Source organism: Nocardioides sp. Z13_37, from assembly GCF_058355585.1.
On sequence record NZ_JBZGDV010000003.1, the window covers coordinates 162,949 to 187,610 of the forward strand.

Consider the following 24,662-nt stretch of genomic DNA (forward strand, 5'->3'; position numbering starts at 1 on the left):
CCCGCACCCATTCGTCCCGCTTCGTATGACCCACCCCGAGCGCGGGCGCCGGGGGACGCCCGCGCAGCCGGAGGTCAGTCCTCGGGGTCGTAGCCCAGGTTGGGCGAGAGCCACCGCTCGGCCTCGGCGAGGGTCCAGCCCTTGCGCTCGGCGTAGTCGGCGACCTGGTCGCGGGCCAGGCGACCCACCACGAAGTACTGAGACTGGGGGTGGGAGTAGTAGAAGCCGCTGACCGAGGCGCCCGGCCACATCGCCATGGACTCCGTCAGCGTGATCCCGGTGTGCTCCTCGACGTCGAGGAGCTCCCACAGGGTGCGCTTCTCGGTGTGCTCGGGGCAGGCGGGGTAGCCCGGGGCGGGGCGGATGCCGTCGTACTGCTCCTTGATGAGCCCGACGTTGTCGAGGTGCTCGTCGGGCGCGTAGCCCCACAGCTCCTTGCGCACGCGCTCGTGGAGGCGCTCGGCGAACGCCTCCGCCAGCCGGTCGCCGAGCGACTCGAGCAGGATCGCGTTGTAGTCGTCGAGCTCCTCGCGGAGGGCCGCGACCCGCTCCGAGAGCCCGTCGCCGGCGGTCACCGCGAAGCCGCCCACGTGGTCGCGCAGGCCGGTCTCCTTGGGCGCGACGTAGTCGGCCAGCGAGCGGTTGGGCACGCCCTCGCGGTGCTGCCCCTGCTGGCGCAGGTGGCGCAGGGTGGCGTGGACGGTGCTGCGGTCGCCGTCGAGGTAGAGCTCGACGTCGTCGCCGACCGAGTTGGCCGGGAAGAAGCCGACCACGCCGTGGGCGCGGATCCACTTCTCCTCGATGAGCTGGTCGAGCATCGCCTGCGCGTCGTCGTAGAGCTTGCGCGCAGCGGGACCCGAGGTCGGGTTGTTGAGGATGTCGGGGAAGGCGCCCTTCATCTCCCACGCGTTGAAGAACGGCTGCCAGTCGATGTAGCGGCGCAGGGTCGCGAGGTCCTGGTCGCGGATCACGCGTACGTGCTGGGTGACGGCCACGCCGGTCAACGGCGACACGTCGTGGTCCTGCTGGAGCAGCATGTGCGGCTTGGGCGGGTGGTAGTCGGACCAGTCGATGGGCGTGGCGTTGGCGCGGGCCTGCTCCAGCGTCACCAGCGGCCGGTCGTTCTTGGCCGCGTGGCGCGTGCGGAGGGAGTCGAAGTCGGCCTGGACGTCGGCCATCAGCTTCTCGCGGCCCGTCGGGCTGAGCAGCGCGGCGGCGGTGGGCACCGAGCGCGAGGCGTCCTTGACCCAGACCACGGGGCCGTCGTACTTCTGGTCGATCTTGACCGCCGTGTGGGCCCGCGAGGTCGTGGCGCCGCCGATCAGGAGCGGCAGGTCGAGGCCGACGCGCTGCATCTCGGCGGCGAAGTTGACCATCTCGTCGAGCGAGGGGGTGATCAACCCGGAGAGGCCGATGATGTCGGCCTGGTGCTCCTGCGCCGCGTCCAGGATCTTCTGCGCGGGCACCATCACGCCGAGGTCGATCACCTCGTAGTTGTTGCACTGCAGCACGACGCCGACGATGTTCTTGCCGATGTCGTGGACGTCGCCCTTCACCGTCGCCATGACGATGGTGCCGTTGGTCTCCTTCTGCGCGGCCAGCGCCGGGTCCTTGACCTTCTCCTCCTCGATGTAGGGGATCAGGTAGGCCACGGCCTTCTTCATCACGCGCGCGCTCTTGACCACCTGCGGGAGGAACATCTTGCCCGCGCCGAACAGGTCGCCGACGACGTTCATGCCGTCCATCAGCGGACCCTCGATCACCTCGATCGGACGCCCGCCGGTCGCGGCGATCTCGGCCCGCAGCGCCTCGGTGTCGGCCTCGACGTGGGCGTCGATGCCCTTGACCAGGGCGTGGGTGATCCGCTCGCGCAGCGGCAGGCCGCGCCACTCGTCCTCGGTCACCTCGACGGCACCGGCGGCGACGTTGAAGCGCTCGGCGACCTCGAGCAGGCGCTCGGCGGCGTCGGGACGGCGGTTGAGCACGACGTCCTCGATGCGCTCGCGCAGCTCGGGGTCGACCTCGTCGTAGACGACCAGCGCACCGGCGTTGACGATGCCCATGTCGAGCCCGGCACGGATCGCGTGGAACAGGAAGACCGCGTGGATGGCCTCGCGCACCGGACCGTTGCCGCGGAACGAGAACGACACGTTGGAGATGCCGCCGCTGACCTTCGCGCCGGGGAGGTTCTGCTTGATCCAGCGGGTCGCCTCGATGAAGTCCTCGCCGTAGGTGGCGTGCTCCTCGATGCCCGTGGCGACGGCGAAGACGTTGGGGTCGAAGATGATGTCCTCGGGCGGGAAGCCGACCTCGTCGACGAGGATCCGGTAGGCCCGCTCGCAGATCGCCTTGCGGCGCTCGAGGTTGTCGGCCTGGCCGTCCTCGTCGAACGCCATCACCACCACCGCGGCGCCGTACTTGCGGCACAGGCGCGCGTGGGCGCGGAACGCCTCCTCCCCCTCCTTCATGGAGATGGAGTTGACGATGGGCTTGCCCTGCACGCACTTGAGGCCGGCCTCGATGACCTCCCACTTCGAGGAGTCGACCATCACCGGCACCCGGCTGATGTCGGGCTCGGCGGCGATCAGCTTGAGGAAGCGGTCCATCGCCGCGACCCCGTCGATCATGCCCTCGTCCATGTTGACGTCGATGACCTGGGCGCCGGCCTCGACCTGCTGGGCCGCCACGCTCAGCGCGGCGTCGTAGTCGCCGTCCTTGATCAGCTTGCGGAAGCGGGCCGACCCGGTGATGTTGGTGCGCTCGCCGACGTTGACGAACAGGCTCTCGTCGGTGATCGTCAGCGGCTCGAGCCCGGCGAGGCGCATCACGGGCTGGTGCGCGACCGGCTCGCGGCGCTTCTTGTCCTCCACGGCCCCCGCGATCGCGGCGATGTGCTCGGGGGTGGTGCCGCAGCAGCCGCCGACGAGGTTGAGGAAGCCGGCCTCGGCGAACTCGGCGAGCACCGCCGCGGTCTGGTCGGGCGTCTCGTCGTACTCGCCGAACGCGTTGGGCAGCCCCGCGTTGGGGTAGACGCTGACGAAGGAGTCGGCCAGGCGCGACAGCTCGGCGACGTAGGGGCGCATGTCGCGCGCGCCGAGCGCGCAGTTGAGCCCGACGGCCAGCGGGCGCGCGTGGCGCACCGAGTCCCAGAACGCCTCGGTGACCTGGCCCGACAGGGTGCGCCCCGAGGCGTCGGTGATGGTGCCCGAGATGATCACCGGCCAGCGGCGGCCCTGCTCCTCGAAGAGCGTCTCGACCGCGAAGATCGCGGCCTTGGCGTTGAGCGTGTCGAAGATCGTCTCGATCATCAGCAGGTCGGCGCCGCCGTCGACGAGGCCGCGGGCGGCCGTCAGGTAGGCGTCGGCGAGCTGGTCGAAGGAGACGTTGCGGGCGCCCGGGTCGTTGACGTCGGGCGAGATCGACGCCGTGCGGGTCGTGGGGCCAAGGGCGCCGGCGACCCAGCGGGGCCGGTCGTCGGTCGCGACCGCGTCGGCGGCCTGGCGCGCCAGCCGGGCCGACTCGAGGTTGAGCTCGTAGGCGAGGTCCTCGAGGCCGTAGTCGGACAGCGAGATCGCGTTGGCGTTGAAGGTGTTGGTCTCGATGATGTCGGCCCCGGCGCCGAGGTAGTCCTCGTGGATCGCGCGGATCAGCTGGGGCTGCGTCAGCGTCAGGAGGTCGTTGTTGCCGACCAGGTCGCTGGGGTGGTCGGCGAAGCGCTCGCCGCGGTAGCCGGCCTCGTCGGGACGGTCGCGCTGGATCGCCGTGCCCATCGCGCCGTCCAGCACCATGATCCGCTCGCTCAGGATCGCCGTGAGGGCGGCGGTGGCGTCGGGGCGGTGCTGTGGCTCCACGGTGCGTGGCTCCTCTCGGATGGCGGTGACGCCAGCCTAGGAACGTCGTCCGACAGGCGGACCGGGTTCCCACATGGTGGCACCGGCGGGTCGGGCGGCGAAATCACGAGGGAAACGCTGGGGCCGCGCCCTAGGCTGGAGGGGTGATCGAGTTCGACGACGTGCAGGACCTGGTCTCCCCCGTGGTGATCGCCGCCTTCGAGGGCTGGAACGACGCCGCCGACGCGGCGTCCGGCCTCGTGGACCACCTCCTCGAGCAGTGGAAGGCCGAGGTGATCGGGGCGATCGACCCCGAGGAGTTCTACGACTTCCAGGTCAACCGCCCGATCATCAGCACCGACCACAACGGCCACCGCCGGCTCAGCTGGCCGACCACCCGGATCGCCGTCGCACGCCCGGCCGAGCTCGACCGCGACGTCATCCTGGTGCGCGGCATCGAGCCCAACATGAAGTGGCGCCAGTTCTGCGCCGAGCTGCTCGCCGCCTGCGACGACCTCGGCGCCGAGCTCGTCGTGACGCTGGGCGCCCTGCTCGCCGACACCCCGCACACCCGGCCGATCCCGGTCACCGGCACCGCGACCGAGCCCGAGCTCGTCGACCGCCTCGCCCTCGAGCAGTCGACCTACGAGGGCCCGACCGGCATCGTCGGTGTCTTCAACGACGCCTGCACCCAGCTCGACATCCCGGCCGTCTCTTACTGGGCGGCGGTCCCCCACTACGTCGCCCAGCCGCCGTGCCCCAAGGCCACGCTCGCGCTGCTCGGCCAGCTCGAGGAGCTGCTCCAGGCCCCGATGCCCATCGGCGACCTCGCCGACGACGCCAAGGCGTGGGAGCGCGGGGTCGACGAGCTCGCCGCGGAGGACGAGGACGTCGCCGACTACGTCAGGGCGCTCGAGGAGACCCGCGACACCGCCGACCTCCCCGAGGCCTCCGGCGAGGCGATCGCCCGCGAGTTCGAGCGCTACCTCAAGCGCCGCGACACCGACTGACCCGCTCGAGGCGGGCGTACGTCAGAGCGACAGGCCGAGCGCGGCGTCGAGGAGCCGGTGCACGGTCGCTGCGGCCTCGGGGTCGGAGGTGTCCGCGAGCCCGGCGGTGCCGAGCGTCGACTCGACCCACTCCTGCACGGCGGCCACCGCCGTCGGCGCGTCGAGGTCGTCGGCCAGTGCGTCGAGGACGGCGGTGACCACGGGTGCCGCGGGTGCGCCGGCGCCGAGCGCCAGGGCCCGGCGCCAGGTGCCGAGGGTGTCGACGGCGTCCCAGAGCTGGTCGTCGGTCCACTCCCAGTCGCTGCGGTAGTGGTGGCGCAGCAGCACCAGGCGGATCGCCATCGGGTCGACGTCGCTCCTGCGGAGCGCGGAGACGAACACGAGGTTGCCCCGCGACTTCGACATCTTCTCGCCGTCGTAGGCGACCATGCCGGCGTGGGCGTAGGCCCGGGCGAACGGCTCGCCGGGGTGCGCGACCTGCGCGTGACCGGCGGACATCTCGTGGTGCGGGAAGGCGAGGTCGCTGCCCCCGCCCTGGACGTCGAACGCCGGGCCGAGGTGGTCGAGCGCGATCGCGGAGCACTCGACGTGCCAGCCCGGCCGGCCCGGACCCCACGGGCTGTCCCACGAGGGCTCCCCCGGACGCTCGGCGCGCCACAGCACGCAGTCGATCGGGTCCTTCTTGCCCTCACGGTCCGGGTCGCCGCCGCGCTCGGGGAAGATCTCGAGCATGGCGGCGCGGTCCAGGCGCGACACCGACCCGAACGTCGTGTCGGCGCCGACCGAGAAGTAGAGGTCGTCCTCGACGCGGTAGACCGCACCGGCCTCGTCAAGGCGCTGGATCAGCGCGATGACCTCCGGGATCGACTCGACGGCGCCGGTGTAGTGGGCCGGCGGCAGGACCCGCAGCGCCTCCATGTCCTCGCGGAACAGCTGCGTCTCGCGCAGGGCCAGGTCGGCCCAGTCGACGCCGACCTTGGTCGCTCGCTCGAGCAGCGGGTCGTCGACGTCGGTGACGTTCTGGACGTAGGTCACCTGGTGCCCGGCGTTGCGCCACGCGCGGTGGAGCAGGTCGAAGCCCACGTACGTGGCGGCGTGGCCCATGTGGGTGGCGTCGTAGGGGGTGATGCCGCAGACGTACATCCGCGCCGCGCCGTCGGGCCGGGTCTCGACCACGGAGTCGCTCGCCGTGTCGTGCACCCGCACGACGGGACCCGTCACGGGCAGGGTGGGAACGTCGGGGGACGACCAGGCGCGCATGCCGCGCAGCCTATCCGCCGCTCGTGAGCGGCCCGTGGTGCGCCTCGGTCGGGGCTGCTGGGCTCAGAACGGCGGCCACGGGATGACGGGGTACGCCGAGGACGCGGGCGCCGGGAACGCGCCCCCGGCCAGGAGCCGGTCGACCCGCCGCGCGGTGGTCGCCACCTCGTCCTCGGTCAGCAGTCCCGAGAGCACCACGCCGAGCTCCCCGTCGATCGCGGTCGCGAGCCGGCGCAGGCCGTCGGCCTCATCGGGGGTGATCGGCTCGCCGACGAAGCCCCACAGCACGGTGCGCAGCTTGTGCTCCACGTGGAAGGTCAGCCCGTGGTCGACGCCGTAGCGGTGCCCGTCGGGCATGGGGAGCACGTGGCCGCCCTTGCGGTCGGCGTTGTTGACGACCACGTCGAAGAGCGCCATCCGGCGCAGCGGGGCGCTGTCCTCGTGCACCAGCGACACGGAGCGGTCGTGGGCGTCGAGGCCGTCGAAGACGTGGCGGTAGCCGGGCGGCACCTCCCCCTCGCCGACGATGTCGACGGGCGAGGCGTCGGGCACCTCGTCGCGCCACAGCTGCACCATCCCCGGGCCGTGCGGGCCCTCGCGCAGGACCGTCGGCGGCACGACGTCCCAGCCGAGCGCCTCCGAGACGGCGTACGCCGCCACCTCGCGCGCGGCGAGCGTGCCGTCGGGGAAGTCCCACAGCGGACGCTCCCCCGCGATCGGCTTGTAGACCACCCGGACGCCGTCGACCTCGCCGACGAAGGTCGCGTTGGAGGCCGGCAGGACCCGTCCGTGAAGCGTGAGCTCCCCGGTGGGGAAGCCCTCGGGCAGGTCAGGGATCACGGCGCCGGAAGCCGTTGGCGCGCACGCACAGGTGCCCGTCGGGGTCGATGGGCTCGCCGCAGAACGGGCAGTCGGGACGACCGGCCCCGATCACCGAGAGCGCCCTCTCCACGAACGAGCGGGCTGCGGCGGCGGTGACGCGGACGAGGAAGATCTCCTCCGGCTCGGGCTCGAGGAGCTCCTCGAGGCCCTCCTGGAGCTGCTCGGGCGAGACGACCGCGGCCTCGGTGAACGGGAACACCTCGATCACCACGCGCTCGGCGGCACCGTCCCACGACAGGGTCATCGTGCCGGCGCGGAACTCCTCCTCGATCGGCTGCTCGAGGGGCGCGGTGTCGGCCATGTCGCGCGGGGCGATCGCCGGGATGAGCACGTCGCCGCCGGCGGCGCGCATCAGCTCGTCGAGCAGCTCGTCGATCCGCTCGGCGAGCGCCTGGACCTGCTGCTTCTCCAGCGAGACGCTCACCACTCGCGCGCCGTCGCGGGCCTGGAGGAAGAACGTCCGCTGGCCGGGCTCGCCAACGGTGCCGGCGACGAAGCGCTCGGGCGGGTCGAAGCGGTGCACGACGGGCATGTCACTCACCCTAGGACCCTTCTGTCTGGGGTCCGGCGCCTCCACCCACCTCGGCGTCCGCGCGTCGGCTCCGCGAGGCGCGGCGGGCCTTCGGCGGCGGGGTCAGCCAGGCGAGGTCGCCGGCATGGGTGTTGGTGCCGATGACGAAGGGCCGCGACTCGGTGTAGCGCACCACCGACACCGAGGCCGGGTCGACGTGGATGCGCTGGAAGAGGTCGAGGTGCGTGCCCAGCGCGTCGGCGAGGACCGACTTGATCACGTCGCCGTGGCTCACCGCGACCCACACGGCGTCGTCGCCGTGCTCGGCCGCGATGCGCGCGTCGTGGCGTCGTACGGCCGCCACCGCGCGGTCCTGCATGGCCCGCATCGACTCCCCGCCCGGGAAGGTCGCCGCCGACGGCTGCGCCTGGACGGTCGTCCAGAGCTTCTCCTTGGCGAGGTCCTTCAGCGGGCGGCCCTGCCAGTCGCCGTAGTCGCACTCCGACAGTTGCTTGTCGGTGCTCGCGCGCAGCGGGGCGCCCTGGCGCCTGGTGATCTCGCGGCACGTCTCCCGGCAGCGCTCGAGCGGGCTGGTCACCGCGGCAGCGAGGCGTACGCCCGCCAGCCGCACGCCGACCGCGACCGCCTGCCGCACGCCGGTCTCGTCGAGGTGGACGCCGGGCAGTCGGCCGGCCAGGACGCCGGTGGCATTGGCCGTCGACCGGCCGTGGCGGACGAGGATCACGGTGGGCATGCACCGAGGCTAGTGGGGCTAGCCTCGTCGTGTGATCGTCGACAACGCGCTCTACCACCAGGGCAGGCGGGTCCCGCTCACCAGCAGCGACGACCAGAGTCTGGGCTTCGCCCGCGTCCCGTGCGACCCCGGCGACTTCCAGTGGGTCGGCATGCACGACCCGAGCCCCGAGGAGCTCCACGACGTGGCCCGGATCTTCGACCTCCACCCCCTCGCGGTCGAGGACGCCGGCGACTCCCACCAGCGGCCCAAGCTCGAGCGCTACGGCGACACGCTCTTCCTGGTGATCAAGACGCTCTGGTACGTCGACGAGGACGACGCGGTCGAGACGGGCGAGATCAACATGTTCGTCGGCACGGACTTCGTGGTGACGGTCCGCCACGGGCAGGGCATCGACCTCGCCGCCTCCCGCCGCGACCTCGAGCGCCGGGGGTCCGTGCTCGAGCACGGACCGATGGCGGTGCTCTACGCGATCTGCGACCGGGTCGTCGACGAGTACGAGCGCGTGGGCGCGTCCCTGGAGGAGGACGTCGACGAGGTCGAGGCCTCGGTGTTCTCCGCCATGCGCACCGACGACTCCTCCCGCATCTACGTCCTCAAGCGCGAGATCGCCGAGGTCCGGCGCGCCGTGCTCCCGCTCCGCGAGCCGATGCGCCAGCTCGCGGCCGGTGGCGACGACCGGATCACCGCCGAGACCGCCACCTACTTCCGCGACGTCGTCGACCACCTGCAACGCGTCGCCGAGGTGGTCGACAACCTCGACGCCCTGCTGTCGACGGCCTTCGACGCGCACACCGCCCGCATCTCGGTGCAGCAGAACGACGACATGCGCAAGATCTCCGCCGGGGCCGCGGTGATCGTGGTGCCCACCCTGATCGCCGGGATCTACGGGATGAACTTCACCCACATGCCCGAGCTGCAGTGGACCTACGGCTACCCGTTCGCGCTGCTGCTCATGGTCGGGTCCGCCGTGGTGCTCATCGTCTGGTTCAAGCGGTCCGGCTGGCTGTGAGGCGACCCGGCGTGACCCGGCGCCGACCCGGTCAGGCGGCCAGCACCCCGGCGCCGAGCAGGATCAGCGTGCCTGCGCCCAACAGGATCCGGTAGACCACGAACGGCGTGTAGGACCGGGTGCTGACGTAGCGCAGCAGCCAGGCGATGGCGGCGTAGCCGACCACGAAGGAGACGACCGTCGCGGTGATGGTCGGCCCCCAGCCGAAGTCGTTGTGCCCGCTCGGGATCTCCTTGAGCTCGAACAGCCCCGCGCCGACCACGGCGGGGATGGCGAGCAGGAACGCGAACCGGGTCGCCGCCTCGCGCTCGAAGCCGAGGAAGCGGCCCATCGAGATCGTGGCACCGGAGCGCGAGACCCCGGGGATCAGCGCGAGCGCCTGCGCGGCCCCCATCAGCACGGCGTCCTTGAGCGTCAGCTTGCGCAGCGGCCGGTCGGTCCGCCCGACGCGGTCGGCGATGCCGAGCACGACACCCATCACGATCAGCGTGCAGCCCACGATCCACAGGTTGCGGAAGTCGCGCTCGATGACGTCCTTGAGCAGCACGCCGAGGACCACGATCGGCAGCGAGCCGACGATGATGAACCAGCCCATCCGCGCGTCGAAGCTGCCGCGGTACTCGGCCTTGAACAGCGAGCGCACCCAGGCGTTGCCGATCCGCCAGATGTCCTTGCGGAAGTAGATGAGCACGGCGAGCTCGGTGCCGATCTGGATGACGGCGGTGAACGCCGCTCCCGGGTCCCCCCAGCCGAAGAGCTCGGGGAAGATGCGCAGGTGGGCGCTGCTGGAGATCGGCAGGAACTCGGTCAGCCCCTGGATCACGCCGAGGACCACGGCCTTGAGGAGATCGGTCACGGGAGATCAGCCTACGGGCGAGTCAGGTGTGATCCGTGCACGCCCCGTGGCTACCCTCACCCCCATGCAGCAGCGTTCCCTCGGCGCGACCGGGCTCAAGGTCTCCCGGCTCGGCCTCGGCACCATGACCTGGGGCCGTGACACCGACGAGCACGAGGCGCGCGACCAGCTCGTCGCGTTCGCCGAGGCCGGTGGCACCCTGCTCGACACCGCCGCCGGCTACGGCGACGGCGCGAGCGAGGAGCTCATCGGCACGCTCGTCGGCGACGTCGTCGCCCGCGACGACCTCGTGCTCGCCACCAAGGCCGGCATCTCGCGCCGCACCGGCGAGCGGGTGACCGACACCTCGAGGGGCCACCTGCTCACCGCGCTCGACGCGTCGCTGAAGCGGCTGCGCGTCGACCACGTCGACCTGTGGCAGGTGCACGTGTGGACCGACGAGACCCCGCTCGAGGAGACGCTCAGCGCCCTCGACCTCGCCGTCACCACGGGTCGCGCGTCCTACGTCGGGATCTCCAACTACGCCGGGTGGCAGACCGCCCAGGCCGCCACGTGGCAGCGTGCGGTCCCCGGGCGTACGCCCCTGGCGTCCACCCAGGTCGAGTACTCGCTGCTCAACCGGAACGTCGAGCACGAGGTCGTGCCCGCGGCCCGGGCACTCGGCCTCGGCGTGCTGCCCTGGTCGCCGCTGGGCCGCGGCGTGCTGACCGGCAAGTACCGCACCGGCACGCCGTCGGACTCCCGCGCCGCCACCGAGCACTTCGGCCGCTTCGTGGGCGCCTACCTCGACGAGCGGGGCCGCGGGATCGTCGAGGCCGTCGCCCGCGCCGCCGACGGGCTGGGCTGGTCGCCGCTGGAGGTCGCCCTCGTGTGGGTGCGCGACCGACCCGGGGTCACCGCCCCGATCGTCGGTGCGCGCACCGCCGCCCAGCTCGACGGGGCCCTCGGCACCGAGGAGCTGACCCTGCCACCGGAGATCGTCGAGGCCCTCGACGACGTGTCCACCGACTGACGTCCCACCCTCGCGAGAAGGGAGCGAGCACATGCCCAGGACCCAGCGCCGCCCACCCGGGCGCGGCGTGGAGTGGGAGTTCGAGACGCTCGTGCTGCCCAAGGACTTCTCCCGCAACGTGGTGACCAGGATGCTCGTCGAGCGGGCCGAGCACGGCGGCTGGGAGCTCGACCGGCTCCGCATCGGCCACGACGGCAAGCGCCGGGTCGTGCTGCGCCGCAAGATCATCCGGCAGCGGCTCACCCTCTTCGCGGGCTGACGGCCTGACGGGCTGACGCCCGGCTTCCGGCGTGTGCCGGCTTGTCGTTGGTCGTTGGTCGGCTGTCGGTTGGGCGTCGTTCGGCCGGCTTGTCGGAGTCCCCGCTCAGGCGGGGACTTCGACAAGACCGTGGAAGATCCGAGTCACCTGGTGGCTCGGATCTTCCACGTTGATGGGGTGCGGACCCCATGTACGTCCCCTGCCGGCGGTGGTCGACTCGAAGGAGCGGGGCCACCCCGGACCCGGTGAGGGGACGACGAACATGGCGACACGCAGGCACAGGCCGGAACTCGGGATCGTCGAGCTCGCGGTGGACCCGGCCGACGTCGATCGTGAGACCTACCCAGTGCGGATCCGGCTGACCAGGCCGCTGACGACCCACGAGGCGGACGGGCTGGCGTCGGCGGAGCCCGGACTGCGGAGCGAGGGCGACGCGATCGTGCTGCCCGCCGCCCGGCTCGACGACGTGGCGCGCGACGTCGACACCTGGATCGCCCGGCTCGAGCAGGCGCAGGCCCGCGCCGACGAGCTGGAGGGCGAGACCCTGATGGCCGACCACCGGCGGATGGAGGAGCAGACGCGGCACGGCTCGCACCTGCGCAGCCAGCAGGTCGGTGACCGCGGCCTCCACTGACCCGCGGCACTGACCCGCGGCGCCGGCGCTACCAGCCCGACGAGCCCGGCACGCCCTTGAACGGTCCGGTGACCCGCGAGGTGATCCAGCCGCCGTAGAAGCTGCCCGGCTGCGGTTGCACGACCTCGCCGTCGACCGTGCACCTCTCGACGCGCCCCGGGTAGAGCACGACGTGGTCGACCAGCGCCTCGAAGCCCTGCGACGGCGACGGGTAGGTCCACGCCACGGCTGGCAGGACCTCGTCCCCGACGACCAGGTCGTAGTAGGCCGCCCGACCCTTCCACTCGCACCACGAGGAGCCCTCGCCCGGTCGCAGCACGCCCTCGGCGAAGTCCGCGGCCGGCAGGTAGTAGGTCGGCGGGTGGCTGGTCTCCAGCACCCGCAGGCTCCTGGTGCTGTCGGCGACGACGACACCGCGGTGGGTGACGACGACGTGCTCGCCGCTCGGGTCGACGCGCGGCGGGCGGGGGTAGTCCCACACGGACTCGGTCATGGACCCAACCTACGGGCGTCCCCCACGCCGGCAGGTCGGCTCGGGCCGGCTCAGCTCGTGGCCGCCTCGGCGGCCGCGCGCAGCTCGCGCACCATGGCGTCGGGGTCGTCGGCGGAGTAGACGGCCGAGCCCGCGACGAAGACGTCGGCTCCGGCCTCGGCGCAGCGTTCGATGGTCTCCAGCGACACCCCGCCGTCGACCTGGAGCCACGTCTCCACGCCGTGCTTGCGCATCAGCTGGCGCGCGGTGCGGATCTTGGGCAGGCACAGGTCGAGGAACTTCTGGCCGCCGAAGCCGGGCTCGACGGTCATCACCAGCACCATGTCGAGCTCGGGCAGCAGCGCCTCGTAGGGCTCGATCGGCGTGGCCGGCTTGAGCGCCATCGACGCGCGGGCGCCCTGCGCCCGGATCTCGCGGGCGAGCCGCACCGGCGCTCGCGTCGCCTCGACGTGGAAGGTCACCGACCCGCAGCCCGCCTCGGCGTACGCCGGCGCCCACCGGTCGGCGTCCTCGATCATCAGGTGCGCGTCGAGGGGCTGGCTCGCGTGCCTGCCGAGGGCCTCGACGACCGGCAGGCCGAGCGTCAGGTTGGGGACGAAGTGGTTGTCCATCACGTCGACGTGGACCCAGTCGGCGCTGGGGATCCGAGCCACCTCGTCGGCGAGGCGAGACAGGTCGGCGTTGAGGATGCTCGGTGTGATCTGGATGCCCACGGGGACGAGCCTAGTGAGTGTGCCGGGTCGCACGGGATTTGGTCGTCTCGACCCGTGGTGACCGTGGCGTCCGACTGCTCCCGGGCGGGCATCGTCGCGGATCTGCCGGGCGACGCACCACCGCCCTGGAGGCGTGGCCCGGACGCGACTCCTCACGTAGTGTCGCCCGCCATGAGCTCGGCTGCCCGCGACGCCCGGGACCGCGTGTTCACGCGACGTGAGTACATGGTCTACCGCGCGGTCATGGCCGGCGCTCCCGCGCTGCAGGCGACGGCGGCGGTCTCGTCCACGGCGCTCGACCACCCCGAGTGGGACATGGACGAGACGATGACGTGGGCCCAGTGGGAGGCCCACGTCCGTCGCGTCAGGGCAGCGGGTCGGCGGTCGCCCACGACCCGCTGACGGCCGTCGGGCCGCCGCGGTCCGTGGGGCTGTGGACTACGCGTCCTCGGGCTCGGGCGGCGCCTGCGCGCCCTCGGCCTCGTCGCGGTCGGCCCACGCGAGCAGGGGCGCGATGTCGAAGGGGTGGTCGTCGATGTCGGCGTGGAGGTCGCCGATCTCGGCGAACCGCTCGGGCATCGTGAAGATGGTGAAGTCGTCGGGCACGCAGTCGTCGACCTCGTCCCACCGGATTGGCGCGGAGACCCGGGCCTCCGGGACGCCGCGCACCGAGTAGGCCGCGGCGATCGTGTGGTCGCGGGCGTTCTGGTTGTAGTCCACGAAGAGCTGCGAGGGGTCGCGGTCCTTGCGCCACCACGCGGTGGTGACCTCTCCCCCGGCGCGCCGCTCGACCTCCCGTGCGAACGCCAGCGCGCCGCGGCGTACGTCCTGGAAGCCGTGGTCGGGCGGGATCCGCACGTAGACGTGCATCCCGGAGCCGCCGCTGGTCTTGGGGAAGCCGACCGCGCCGAGCTCGTCGAGCACCTCGTGGGCCACGTGGGCGACCCGCTGCACCGTCTCCCAGGGGCACTCCGGGCCGGGGTCGAGGTCGATGCGCCACTCGTCGGGCTTCTCGGTGTCGGAGCGCCGGCTGTTCCACGGGTGGAACTCGACGGTCGACATCTGCACGGCCCAGATCACGCTGCCCAGCTCGGTGACGCACAGCTCGTCGGCCGTGCGCTTCCAGCGCGGGAAGAACAGCTCCACCGTCTCGACCCAGTCCGGGGCGCCGGCCGGCAGCCGCTTCTGGTGCACCTTGTCGCCCGCCAGGCCCTTGGGGAAGCGGTGCAGCATGCACGGTCGCTCGAGGAGGGCGTTGACGATCCCGTCGCCCACGGCGAGGTAGTACTCGACGAGGTCGAGCTTGGTCGCCCCCTGCGGCGCGGCCTCCGTGGGCGGGAAGTAGACGCGGTCGGGGTTGGTGACCTTGACGACGCGGTCGTCGACCTCGATCTCGGTGAACGGCGACGGCACGTCAGGAGCCTAGCCGGGAGCGGCGCCTCCGGCGCGCTACTGCGGGGTGGGGGTCTCCGACGCGGGCTGCTCCGCCGCCTGCCCCCCGCCCTGGCCCTGGCCTGCGCCCTGACCGTCTCCCTGACCGCCCTGACCGTCTCCCCCGCCCTCTGCCGGGGTCTCCTGGGGCGCGACGGTGACCGTGACGGTGTCCGACCAGCCCTCGTCGGCGTACTGGCTCTCGGGGCGGTGCCAGCGGTAGTCGGTGGTGGCCGAGACGGGGACGACCACGCGCGAGACGCCGTCGCGGCCGGCGAGGACGGGCTTGCCGACCGGGGCCCACTGACCGCCGGGAGCGCGGGACTCCAGCACGAGCGGGTCGCCGGTCAGGCGTCCGGAGGCGTCGGTGACGCGCCCGGTGAGCTCGACCTGCTGGCCCGCCTGCACCTGCTGCCTCCCCGCGGCGACGGCGGTCGTGAGCGCGACGCCCTCGAAGTCGAAGGTGGACCCGGAGGCACGCACGGCGTCGAGGTTGAACGCCCCGCCGTCACAGCCGAAGCCGGTGACCGCGAAGCCCGGGCCGTCGCCGTGCTGGGCCGCGAAGCCGGCCGGCGTCGCCGTGCCGGCCCGCTCGAGCACCGCGCCGGAGGCCAGGTCGACCAGCGCCCAGTCGTAGGTGGTCGCGGAGGTCGACACGGTCGTCCATCCCCCGGGCGGCGCCGAGACGGCGGCCCGGCCTCGCCACGCGGTGCCACGAGGGCTCTGCCGGGTGACGGCCATGACCCACGAGACGCCGGAGCTGCCGCCGGTCGCCGCGACCGCGACCGAGGAGTCGAGGCGGGCCAGGGACGGGAAGGGCGAGTAGGGCCCGGCGGCGCTGCCCGCCGCGGCGGGCACGAGGCCCAGCGAGCGGCGGCCGAGCGGGGCGGCGTAGGGGCCGAGGTTGATCCGCGATCCGGGCGCCGTCGCATCGGCCATCAGGTCGTCGCAGCGGACGTAGGTGAGGTAGACGTCGGGGTCGCCCGTGGCGGGACCGGACAGCGTGCGGGAGCCGCCCTCGGCGCCGGCGGGACCGGCCAGGGTCGTCCCCAGCGTCACCGTCAGCGTGGTGGCGGCGATGGCCGCCAAGGTCCTGCGCACCTGCATGTCTCCTGCTCCCCGTGCTCCGGCACGCCCCTTCGGTGCGCCGAGCTGGGTTCCATCATGCTCGCCCGTCAGCAGGATGTGAACCACTGGGCCCCGAAGTCACCCCGATGGCGGCCCGCCCCGGGCCGTTCGGCCGGGGGCCGCGCGTGCTCGCTAAATTGTCGTCATGCCGCTGCGGGGAGAGGACGTCGCCCGCCATCCCGTCCGCCGGATCGAGGCGCGCCGCGACCACGACCTCGCTCCCGACCGCTATCCCGCCTCCGTCCCGGCCGTCGCCCAGGTGCTGCGCGAGGGCCTCGACCTGGCGCCCGGGGTCACCTTCCTCGTCGGCGAGAACGGCTCGGGCAAGTCGACCCTGGTCGAGGCGGCGGCCATCGCGTTCGGCCTGTCCCCGGAGGGCGGCAGCACCCACAGCAGGCACTCGACACGGCCCACCGAGTCCCCGCTCAGCGACGCCCTGCAGCTGGTGCGCGGCGCGGGGGCGAGCAAGTGGGGCTTCTTCCTTCGTGCCGAGACGATGCACGGGTGGTACTCCTACATGGAGGGCATCGGTGGCGACGTCGCGTTCCACGAGATGAGCCACGGCGAGTCGTTCCTGGCGGTGCTGGAGTCGCGGTTCACCGGGCCCGGGTTCTTCTGCCTCGACGAGCCCGAGGCCGCCCTGTCGTTCTCGTCGACCCTCGGCCTGGTCGCGGCGCTGCAGAGGGTGGTGGCGCGAGGCGGTCAGGTGCTCTGCGCGACGCACTCCCCCGTGCTGGCCGCCATGCCCGGGGCGCGGATCCTCGAGGCCGGGCCGTGGGGGCTGCGCGAGGCGGCCTGGGACGAGCTCGAGGTGGTCGATCACTGGCGGCGCTACCTCACCGACCCGTGGGCCTACCTGCGGCACCTGCAGGACGACTGACCCCCACCGGGTCGCCCCGCCGGCTCAGCCCCGGCGCCGCAGGGTCGAGACGAACATCGCGTCCGTGCCGTCGCGGTGCGGCCAGAGCTGGAAGCGGTCGACCTCGTCGGCGTCGCCGCGCCGGGCGAGCACCGCACCCACCACCTCGGTGGTCTCCGCGACGACGGGCGAGCAGGTCGCGTAGACCACCACCCCGCCGGGTCGCACCGACTCCAGTGCCGCGTCGAGCAGCGCCTGCTGGAGGCCCACGAGCTCTGTCACGTCCTCGGGCCGGCGCCGCCACCGCGACTCGGGCCGGCGGCGGAGCGCGCCGAGCCCCGAGCAGGGGGCGTCGACGAGCACCCGGTCGAAGGTGTCCGGCACCCACGCAGGTCGCACGCCGTCGCCGGCGATGACCCGGGCTGCACCGCTGGGCAGCGCCCGCAGCGCCGACGCGACGAGCGCCGCGCGGTGGGGCTGGCGCTCGTTGGCGAGGAGCACGGCTCCGCGGCTCGCGGCGAGGGCGCCGAGCAGCGCCGCCTTGCCGCCGGGGCCGGCGCACACGTCGAGCCACCGGGAGTCCCGCCCCTCCAGCGGGGCGTCGGCGAGCGCGAGCGCGACGAGCTGCGAGCCCTCGTCCTGCACGCCGGCGCGGCCCTCGGCGACGGCCGGGACGGACGCCGGGTCGCCACCGGCCAGCGTGACCGCGTAGGGCGAGCGACCGGTGCGGGTGCCGCCGGCGTCCTCCAGCTCCTCGACGCTGGCCAGGCCGGGCCGGGCGACGAGGGTGACCCGCGGGGCCGCGTTGTCGGCCTCGAGGAGCGCGTCCAGCTCGTCGTCGGAGCCGAGCGCCTCGGCCAGCGCGTCGACCACCCAGCGGGGGTGGGAGCGGGCGACGGCGAGGTGGCCGTGCAGGTCGCTGCCCGGGTCGGGCGCGACCTCGGCGATCCATCCGGCGAGGTCGCGGCGGCTGATGGTGCGCAGGACGGCGTTGACCAGCCCCGCCGGACCCTGGCCCACGGTCGCCCGGACGAGGTCGACGCTGGTGGAGATGGCGGCGTGGTCGGGCACCCGCATGGACAGCAGCTGGTGCGCGCCGAGCCGGAGCACGTCGCGCACCTGGGGCTGCAGGCGCGGACGGGTGAGGCAGGCGTCGATGACGGGGTCGTAGAGCCCGTGCATCCGGATGGCGCCGGACGCCAGCTCGGTGGCGAGGCCGGCGTCGCGGCCGTCGAGGCCGTGCTTGCGCAGCACCTGCGGCAGCACGAGGTTGGCGTACGCGTCATCCACGCGCACCGCGGTGAGCACGTCGAGCGCCGCACGACGCGCCTTGTCGACCGGGCGGCGTCGCTCAGCCACTGAGGTGCTCCCGCACGAGCCGCTTCGGCGCCTTGGCCGCCCAGGCATCGGTGATGATCTCCTCCAGCTCGTCGCGGCCGATCTCCCCGAGCCGCGACAGCTGCACCAGCACCGCGCTGTGGCCGCGGAAGTGGTCGATGGTGAAGAACGGGGTCGAGGCATCGGCCACCAGCGCCTCCTTCTCGACCTCGGTCGGGGTCGTGATGACCACCAGGTCGTCGTACATCTCCCCCGTCACGGGGTCGACGGCTGTCTTGTGGGGTGCCCGGTAGAGCACGAAGCCCTTGCCCTTGTCCCCCCGGGGGACCTTCCAGGTGGGCCGGTCGCCCCAGGAGATCCCGAGCTCGGTCTCCGGCAGGGCGCCGCAGATCTCGTCGACGTCCTCGGGGCGGGCCGGCCTGCTCACGACGGCGCGTCCGCCTCGCCGAGCGTCGCCCCGGACTGCAGGCGTACGCCCCGGGCCCAGTCGGCCGCGGCCATCTGCTTCTTGCCGAACGCCTTGACCTGCCCCAGCTCCACCGGGGTGGTGGCGGTGCCGACGAAGACGGCGTTCTTGGTGACCTCGAGGACGCCGGGGGCCAGCGCGTCGCGGTCGACCGGGCGGACGGGACCGAGCTTGATGCGCTCGCCCCCGAAGGTGCTCCACGCGCCGGGCGCGGGGTCGCAGGCGCGCACCTGGCGGTCGATGGCCACGGCCGGGTGGGTCCAGTCGACCTGGGCGTCCTCGACGAGGATCTTGGGGGCGAACGAGACGCCGTCCTCGGGCTGCTCGCGGGCCTCGAGGGTGCCGTCCTCGATGCCGTCGAGGGTCTGCACCAGCAGTCCCGCACCACCCTCCGCGAGCCGGGCGAGGAGGTCGCCCGCCGTGTCGGTGGGGCGGATCCGCTCCGTCATCACCCCGAAGACGGGTCCGGCGTCGAGGGCCTTGACGATGCGGAACGTCGTGGCGCCGGTGACCTCGTCACCGGCCCAGAGCGAGTGCTGCACCGGCGCGGCACCGCGCCAGGACGGGAGGACGGAGAAGTGGAGGTTGATCCAGCCGTGCGGCACCAGGTCGAGCGCCGACTGCGGCAGCAGCGCGCCGTAGGCCACCACCGGACACGCGTCGGGGCGCAGCGCGGCGAGCGCCTCCTGGAACTCGGGGTCGCGCGGGTGCTCCGGCTTGAGCACGGGGACGCCGAGCTCCTCGGCCCTCTGGGCCACCGGGCTGGCGACCAGCTTGCGGCCGCGCCCGCTGGGGGCGTCGGGACGGGTGACGACGCCGACGAGCTCGTGCCGGCTCCCGGCGATCGCGTCGAGGGCGGGCAGGGCGACCTCGGGGGTGCCGGCGAAGACGACGCGCATCAGAGTCCCAGTCCGTTGGTGGCGTGCGGGCTGACCCGGACAGTCGGCCGCTCGAGGCCGAACCAGTCGGACTCGCGGATCTCCTTCATAGCCGCCTTGCGGGCGGCGGTGTCGAGCTTGTCGATGAACAGGATGCCGTCGAGGTGGTCGGTCTCGTGCTGCATCGCGCGGGCGAGCAGGTCGGAGGCCACGATGCGCTGCGGCTCGCCGTGCATGTCGAAGCCGGTCGCGACCACCGACAGCGCGCGGATGCAGTCGTAGGTCAGCTCGGGCAGCGACAGGCACCCCTCGGCGCCGTCCTGGGTCTCGTCGGAGAGCTCCAGCGTGGGGTTGACCAGGTGGCCGACCTCGCCGTCGACGTTCCAGGTGAAGACCCGCAGGCCCACGCCGATCTGCGGTGCCGCGAGCCCTGCGCCGGGCGCGGCGAGCATCGTGTCGGTGAGGTCGGTGACGAGCTGGCGGACCTCGCGGTCGAAGTCGTCGACCTCGATCGCTCGCTGGCGGAGCACGGGGTCACCGAAGAGGCGGATGGGCTGGACGGCCACGGAGCTCCCTTGGACGAGGTGGACGGTGGGGCCTGGTCAGGCGGCGCCAAGTCTAGGGACGCGCCCGCGACGCCGTCATGGCGGCCGGGTCGGCGGGCTCAGACCGTGAGCGGGTCGACCTGCACCCGGACGGGGTCGAGCTTGCGGGCCGAGCGGATCCGCTGGAGGTCGCCCAGCGAGCGGGACAGTGCCTCGCCGCTCGCCCGGGGCACCCGCAGCAGCACGCGGTGCTCGTCGTCCACGGGGACCGGGCCCAGCACCTCGGCGCCGTCGGGGAGGTCGAGCAGGTGGAGGACGTCGTCGAGGGCGCCGAGGTCGCCGGTGACGGTCGCCAGGCGTGCCGCCGGCGGCAGGTGGGCCTGGGAGCGCTCCTCGGCCTCGCGGCGCGCGAAGCCGGCCGGGTCCCACCGGACCAGCGCCTGCAGGGCGGGGTGGGCCGGGTCGCCGACGGCGACGACGTGACCGCCGACCCGCGCCAGCGCGGCGGCGTTGAGCCAGCGCCGCAGCGCCTCCTCCGCGGCGCGCATGTCGTCGCGGGCCAGGCTCAGCCAGGTGTCGAGGACGACGACGGCTGCGTATCCCCCGTCGGCGACCGGCTCGGCCCCGACGGTCGCGACGACGAGGTCGGCGGCGCCGTCGACCCGGTCGACCACCCGCTCGCCGCTCGAGGTGCGCACCGTGGTGCCGGGGAACATCCGCCCCAGCTCCTCGGCGGTGCGGGCCCCGCCCCGCACGGGGGCGCGCAGGCCGTGGCCGCCGCAGGTCGGGCACGACCACGGCGACTCGACGTGCCCGCACCAGCGGCACCGCGGCGGCACCGCGGGGCCGTCGACCACCAGCGGGCCGGTGCAGGCGGTGCACCGGGCGGGCGTACGGCACGTGTCGCAGGCCAACGAGGCGGCGTAGCCCGCGCGGGGCGTCTGCACGAGCACCGGGCCGGTGGTCAGGCCCTGCCGGATCGCGTCGTAGGCGGCCCGCGGGATGCGCGTGCCGACGGAGCGGTCCTCGGCCGGCACCGCCTCGACCCGCACCCGGCGCCGCAGCACCTCGCGCGGCACGGCCAGCTCGTGGGCCCAGCCGGTCGCGACCAGCTGCTGGGCCTCGGGCGTGCGGGCGACGCCGCCGAGCAACGCGGCGGTGCCCTGCTGCTCGGCGCGGAGCAGCAGCACCTCGCGGGTGTGGGGGTAGGGCGCGCGGGGCTCGGCGTGCAGGTCGTCGCCGTCGTCCCACAGCACGACCAGCCCGAGGTCGTGCACCGGCGCGAAGGCGGCCGAGCGGGTGCCGACGACGACCCGCCTGGCGCCGCGGGAGACGGCGAGGAAGTCGCGGTAGCGCGCGGCGGGGCCGCCGTCGGCGGTCAGGCAGACGTGGTGGTCCTCCCCCAGCAGCTCGTGCAGCGCAGCGCCGACGCGCGCGACGTCGCGGCGGTCGGGCACGCAGACCAGCGCTCCCCGTCCGGCGGCATAGGTCGCGGCCACGGCCTCGGCGATCATGGCCGGCCAGTCGTCGCCCGGGGCGGCCGACCACACCGCCCGCGGGGACCCGCCGGTGGCGAGGTGACGCAGGAACGCGTCGGCGTGCGGGACCTCCGCCCAGGCCGCCGGCGCGACCGGGTCCGGCGTGGGCGGTGCGGGCGGGGAGGGCTGCTTCTCGGTGGCGGCGTGGCGGGGCGGCACCGCCAGCCGCAGCACGTCGGAGCGCGCGCCGGCGTACCTACGGGCGAGCGCGCCGCTGAGCTCGGCGATCTCCGGCGCCAGCACCGGCTCCGGGCTCACCACCCGGCGCAGCGGCTGAAGGGTGCCCGTGTGGTCGGTGCGGCTCGCGCGCTCGACGACGTAGCCGTCGACGTCCTGGCCCGCGAAGCGCACCTTCACCCGCGCGCCGGGCACCGCCGTCTCGGCCATGGCGACCGGGACGGCGTAGTCGAAGGGGCGGTCGAGGTGGGCCAGGGCGATGTCGACGAGCACCCGCGCGACGGGGTCGACCGCGGCGGGCTCCCACGCGGCGGCCCTGCGCCGCCGGGTGGCGGCCGCCTTGGCGCGGGCGTCGTCCACGGCAGCACGAAGCCCCGGGAGCATGTCTGCTTCCGGGGCTTCGCGTGAGGTCATGCGGGCGATTGTGTCAGCGGCCACCGACCGTCGTACTTGGTGGGGAAGTCTGACACCTGGAGGGGGTTGCAACGGCCTCCAGGTGTCGGAGTCCCCGCTCGAGCGGGGACTTCGACGACGAGCGACGACGTGCGACGCCGTACGCCCGCCCGAGGGCGTCAGATGCCCGCGGCGGCCTTGAGCTTGTCGGCGCGGTCGGTGTTCTCCCAGGTGAACTCCGGCAGCTCGCGGCCGAAGTGGCCGTAGGCGGAGGTCTCGGCGTAGATCGGGCGGAGCAGGTCGAGGTCGCGGATGATCGCGGCCGGGCGGAGGTCGAACACCTCGAGGACCGCGTCCTGGATCTTCTCGTCGGACACGACGCCGGTGCCGAAGGTCTCGATGAACACGCCGACCGGGGCGGCCTTGCCGATCGCGTAGGCGACCTGGGCCTCACAGCGGCGGGCCAGCCCGGCCGCGACGACGTTCTTCGCGACCCAGCGCATGGCGTAGGCGGCGGAGCGGTCGACCTTCGAGGGGTCCTTGCCGGAGAACGCGCCGCCGCCGTGGCGGGCCATGCCGCCGTAGGTGTCGACGATGATCTTGCGACCGGTGAGGCCGGCGTCGCCCATCGGGCCGCCGATGACGAAGGTGCCGGTCGGGTTGACCAGCATGCGGTAGCCCTCGGAGGGCAGGTCGACGTCGGCGAGCACCGGGTCGATGACGTGCTGCTTGATCTCGGCCTCGAGCCGGGCGTGCTCCACGCCGGGGTCGTGCTGGGTGGACAGCACGACGGTGTCGACGCGCACCGGGCGGTCGTCCTGGTCGTACTCGATCGTCACCTGGGTCTTGCCGTCGGGGCGCAGGTAGCCGAGAGTGCCGTTCTTGCGGACCTGCGTCAGCCGCTGGGCGAGCCGCTGGGCGATGGTGATCGGGAGCGGCATGAGCTGCGGGGTGTCGTCGCAGGCGTAGCCGAACATCAGGCCCTGGTCCCCCGCGCCGCGCTTGTCGAGCTCGTCCTCCGACGAGCCGACCCGCGACTCGTGGCCGGCATCGACCCCGGCGGCGATGTCGGTCGACTGGGCACCGATGGCGACCTGGACGCCGCAGGTGTGGCCGTCGAAGCCCTTCTCCGAGGAGTCGTAGCCGATCTCGAGGATCGCCCGGCGGACGATGTCGGCGACCGGGGCGTAGGCACCCGTGCGCACCTCACCGGCGACGACCACGAGGCCGGTGGTCAGCAGCGTCTCCACGGCCACGCGCAGGTTGGCCTTGTCGGGGTCCACGGCCATGAGGTGGTCGAGGACCGAGTCGCTGATGCGGTCGGCGATCTTGTCGGGGTGCCCCTCGGTCACTGACTCGGAGGTGAACAGGCGTCCAGCCACGGTGCTCTCGATTCTTCTCTGGGTCGGTCGGATGAAAACGTACCTGTTGACCAGCCTCTGGGACCGATGTCTCAGCCGGCGAATCGCCGGACGACCTGGTCCCAGATCACGTGTGCCAGCGCGGTCTTGGAGCCCCGGGGCACCTCGACGGCCGCGCCGTCGGCAGCGAGCACCACAGCCTCGTTGTCGGCGCTGCCGAAGACCGCTCCCCCGCTGACGTCGTTGACGACGAGCAGGTCGCAGCCCTTGCGCGCGAGCTTGGCCCGGCCGAGGTCGAGCACGGATCCGGTGGCGTCGCCGGTCTCGGCCGCGAAGCCGACGATCACGGCGCCCTCGCGGGCCCGGTCGTGGGAGATCTCGGCCAGGATGTCGGGGTTCTGCTCGAGCTCGATGGCGGGCGCCGAGCCGTCGTCGGCCTTCTTGATCTTCGCCTCGCTCGTCGCGGTGGGGCGGAAGTCGGCGGGAGCCGCGGCCATCACGACCGCGTCGGCCGTGGCGGTCGCGGCGACGACCGCGTCGCGCAGCTGCGCAGTGGTCTCGACGCGTACGACGCTGGCGCCGGCCGGGTCGGGCAGGCTCACGTTGGCGCTGACCAGGATGACGTGCGCGCCCCGCGCGGCGGCGGCCCGGGCGAGGGCGTAGCCCTGCAGGCCCGAGGACCGGTTGCCGAGGAAGCGGACGGGGTCGAGGTACTCGCGGGTGCCGCCGGCGGAGACGACCACCGTGCGTCCGGCCAGGTCCTGCGCGGCGTCGGCGCCGCGGTCGAGGACCTGGCGCACGAGCTCGAAGATCTCACCGGGCTCGGGCAGGCGGCCCTTGCCGGTGTCGGCACCGGTGAGGCGCCCCACGGCGGGCTCGATGACGACCGCTCCCCGCTGCCGCAGCGTCGCGACGTTGGCCTGGGTCGCGGGGTGCTCCCACATCTCGGTGTGCATCGCCGGGGCGAACACCACGGGGCAGCGCGCCGTGAGCAGGGTGTTGGTGAGGAGGTCGTCGGCGAGGCCGTGTGCCGCCCGGGCGAGCAGGTCGGCGGTGGCCGGGGCGACCACGACCACGTCGGCCTGCTGGCCGATGTGGACGTGGGGCACGGCGTGGACGCCGGTCCACACGTCGGTCGCGACCGGCTTGCCGGACAGCGCAGCCCACGTGGGCGCGCCGACGAACTCCAGCGCCGAGGCCGTGGGCACGACGGTGACGTCGTGCCCCGACTCGGTGAACCGGCGCAGCAGCTCGCAGGACTTGTAGGCCGCGATCCCGCCGGAGACGCCCAGGACGACCCGTGCGGTCATCGAGAGGCTCGC

General features: G+C 73.4%; 24 protein-coding genes. 7 read left to right on the forward strand and 17 right to left on the reverse strand.

The window, feature by feature from the left end:
- Positions 1-74: 74 nt before the first annotated feature.
- Positions 75-3,788 (reverse strand): methionine synthase, encoded by a 3,714-nt coding sequence (metH, locus tag AC4H2S_RS10410; protein WP_491497075.1) that lies wholly within the window; start codon positions 3,786-3,788, stop codon positions 75-77.
- Positions 3,789-3,994: 206 nt separating this feature from the next.
- Here metH and AC4H2S_RS10415 point away from each other — a divergent pair, with 206 nt between their 5' ends.
- Entirely contained in the window at positions 3,995-4,840 is an 846-nt protein-coding gene (locus AC4H2S_RS10415) for a PAC2 family protein (protein WP_491496905.1), read from the forward strand.
- Between the two features lie 21 nt (positions 4,841-4,861).
- Here AC4H2S_RS10415 and mshC read toward each other — a convergent pair whose 3' ends face one another.
- The 4 genes from mshC to AC4H2S_RS10435 form a co-directional block, all read right to left on the reverse strand.
- Positions 4,862-6,100 (reverse strand): cysteine--1-D-myo-inosityl 2-amino-2-deoxy-alpha-D-glucopyranoside ligase, encoded by a 1,239-nt coding sequence (gene mshC / locus AC4H2S_RS10420; RefSeq protein WP_491496906.1) that lies wholly within the window; start codon positions 6,098-6,100, stop codon positions 4,862-4,864.
- A gap of 63 nt (positions 6,101-6,163) precedes the next feature.
- Entirely contained in the window at positions 6,164-6,940 is a 777-nt protein-coding gene (locus tag AC4H2S_RS10425; protein ID WP_491496907.1) for an SCO1664 family protein, read from the reverse strand.
- A complete protein-coding gene (locus tag AC4H2S_RS10430) occupies positions 6,930-7,514 on the reverse strand; it encodes a DUF3090 domain-containing protein (RefSeq protein ID WP_491497076.1) in 585 nt (194 codons plus the stop codon). The genes AC4H2S_RS10425 and AC4H2S_RS10430 overlap by 11 nt, the downstream gene beginning before the upstream one ends.
- Positions 7,515-7,524: 10 nt before the next feature.
- Positions 7,525-8,247 carry a histidine phosphatase family protein gene (locus tag AC4H2S_RS10435; RefSeq protein WP_491496908.1) on the reverse strand — a complete coding sequence of 241 codons (723 nt, stop codon included), beginning with the start codon at positions 8,245-8,247 and terminating at the stop codon, positions 7,525-7,527.
- Positions 8,248-8,278: 31 nt separating this feature from the next.
- Here AC4H2S_RS10435 and corA point away from each other — a divergent pair, with 31 nt between their 5' ends.
- A complete protein-coding gene (gene corA, locus AC4H2S_RS10440) occupies positions 8,279-9,259 on the forward strand; it encodes a magnesium/cobalt transporter CorA (RefSeq protein WP_491496909.1) in 981 nt (326 codons plus the stop codon).
- A 31-nt stretch (positions 9,260-9,290) separates the two neighbouring features.
- On the opposite strand, the gene AC4H2S_RS10445 is transcribed toward corA, so the two are convergent.
- Complete coding sequence (locus AC4H2S_RS10445; protein ID WP_491496910.1) at positions 9,291-10,115, reverse strand: undecaprenyl-diphosphate phosphatase; 825 nt, start codon at positions 10,113-10,115, stop codon at positions 9,291-9,293.
- Positions 10,116-10,179: 64 nt separating this feature from the next.
- Here AC4H2S_RS10445 and AC4H2S_RS10450 point away from each other — a divergent pair, with 64 nt between their 5' ends.
- The 3 genes from AC4H2S_RS10450 (at position 10,180) to AC4H2S_RS10460 (ending at position 12,020) form a co-directional block, all read left to right on the forward strand.
- Positions 10,180-11,127, forward strand: coding sequence for an aldo/keto reductase (locus AC4H2S_RS10450; RefSeq protein WP_491496911.1), 948 nt, complete (start codon positions 10,180-10,182; stop codon positions 11,125-11,127).
- Positions 11,128-11,158: 31 nt separating this feature from the next.
- A complete protein-coding gene (locus AC4H2S_RS10455; protein ID WP_491496912.1) occupies positions 11,159-11,386 on the forward strand; it encodes a DUF5703 family protein in 228 nt (75 codons plus the stop codon).
- Positions 11,387-11,648: 262 nt separating this feature from the next.
- Positions 11,649-12,020: a hypothetical protein gene (locus tag AC4H2S_RS10460; RefSeq protein WP_491496913.1), complete on the forward strand. Its 372-nt coding sequence runs from the start codon at positions 11,649-11,651 to the stop codon at positions 12,018-12,020.
- A gap of 28 nt (positions 12,021-12,048) precedes the next feature.
- On the opposite strand, the gene AC4H2S_RS10465 is transcribed toward AC4H2S_RS10460, so the two are convergent.
- Positions 12,049-12,513: a DUF427 domain-containing protein gene (locus AC4H2S_RS10465; RefSeq protein ID WP_491496914.1), complete on the reverse strand. Its 465-nt coding sequence runs from the start codon at positions 12,511-12,513 to the stop codon at positions 12,049-12,051.
- Positions 12,514-12,563: 50 nt separating this feature from the next.
- Entirely contained in the window at positions 12,564-13,226 is a 663-nt protein-coding gene (gene rpe, locus AC4H2S_RS10470; RefSeq protein ID WP_491496915.1) for a ribulose-phosphate 3-epimerase, read from the reverse strand.
- Positions 13,227-13,397: 171 nt separating this feature from the next.
- Between rpe and AC4H2S_RS10475 the strand changes: the two genes are divergently transcribed.
- Positions 13,398-13,628, forward strand: coding sequence for a hypothetical protein (locus tag AC4H2S_RS10475; protein ID WP_491496916.1), 231 nt, complete (start codon positions 13,398-13,400; stop codon positions 13,626-13,628).
- Between the two features lie 36 nt (positions 13,629-13,664).
- Here AC4H2S_RS10475 and ligD read toward each other — a convergent pair whose 3' ends face one another.
- Both ligD and AC4H2S_RS10485 read right to left on the reverse strand, forming a co-directional pair.
- A complete protein-coding gene (gene ligD / locus AC4H2S_RS10480) occupies positions 13,665-14,639 on the reverse strand; it encodes a non-homologous end-joining DNA ligase (protein WP_491496917.1) in 975 nt (324 codons plus the stop codon).
- 36 nt (positions 14,640-14,675) lie between these two features.
- On the reverse strand, positions 14,676-15,758 hold the full coding sequence (locus tag AC4H2S_RS10485; protein WP_491496918.1) for a hypothetical protein: 1,083 nt from the start codon (positions 15,756-15,758) through the stop codon (positions 14,676-14,678).
- Between the two features lie 172 nt (positions 15,759-15,930).
- Here AC4H2S_RS10485 and AC4H2S_RS10490 point away from each other — a divergent pair, with 172 nt between their 5' ends.
- Positions 15,931-16,665, forward strand: coding sequence for an AAA family ATPase (locus tag AC4H2S_RS10490; protein ID WP_491496919.1), 735 nt, complete (start codon positions 15,931-15,933; stop codon positions 16,663-16,665).
- A 24-nt stretch (positions 16,666-16,689) separates the two neighbouring features.
- On the opposite strand, the gene AC4H2S_RS10495 is transcribed toward AC4H2S_RS10490, so the two are convergent.
- The 7 genes from AC4H2S_RS10495 to coaBC all read right to left on the reverse strand — a co-directional run bounded on the left by AC4H2S_RS10495 (position 16,690) and on the right by coaBC (position 24,650).
- Positions 16,690-18,003 carry an RsmB/NOP family class I SAM-dependent RNA methyltransferase gene (locus tag AC4H2S_RS10495; RefSeq protein WP_491496920.1) on the reverse strand — a complete coding sequence of 438 codons (1,314 nt, stop codon included), beginning with the start codon at positions 18,001-18,003 and terminating at the stop codon, positions 16,690-16,692.
- Entirely contained in the window at positions 17,996-18,409 is a 414-nt protein-coding gene (locus AC4H2S_RS10500; protein ID WP_491496921.1) for an MmcQ/YjbR family DNA-binding protein, read from the reverse strand. Before AC4H2S_RS10500 ends, AC4H2S_RS10495 begins: the two co-directional genes overlap by 8 nt.
- Positions 18,406-19,347: a methionyl-tRNA formyltransferase gene (gene fmt / locus AC4H2S_RS10505; RefSeq protein ID WP_491496922.1), complete on the reverse strand. Its 942-nt coding sequence runs from the start codon at positions 19,345-19,347 to the stop codon at positions 18,406-18,408. Before fmt ends, AC4H2S_RS10500 begins: the two co-directional genes overlap by 4 nt.
- Complete coding sequence (gene def, locus AC4H2S_RS10510) at positions 19,347-19,892, reverse strand: peptide deformylase (RefSeq protein ID WP_491496923.1); 546 nt, start codon at positions 19,890-19,892, stop codon at positions 19,347-19,349. The genes fmt and def overlap by 1 nt, the downstream gene beginning before the upstream one ends.
- 98 nt (positions 19,893-19,990) lie before the next feature.
- Positions 19,991-22,000 carry a primosomal protein N' gene (locus AC4H2S_RS10515; RefSeq protein WP_491496924.1) on the reverse strand — a complete coding sequence of 670 codons (2,010 nt, stop codon included), beginning with the start codon at positions 21,998-22,000 and terminating at the stop codon, positions 19,991-19,993.
- Positions 22,001-22,158: 158 nt separating this feature from the next.
- A complete protein-coding gene (gene metK / locus AC4H2S_RS10520; protein WP_491496925.1) occupies positions 22,159-23,361 on the reverse strand; it encodes a methionine adenosyltransferase in 1,203 nt (400 codons plus the stop codon).
- A 71-nt stretch (positions 23,362-23,432) separates the two neighbouring features.
- Positions 23,433-24,650, reverse strand: coding sequence for a bifunctional phosphopantothenoylcysteine decarboxylase/phosphopantothenate--cysteine ligase CoaBC (gene coaBC / locus AC4H2S_RS10525; RefSeq protein ID WP_491496926.1), 1,218 nt, complete (start codon positions 24,648-24,650; stop codon positions 23,433-23,435).
- Between the last annotated feature and the right edge of the window lie 12 nt (positions 24,651-24,662).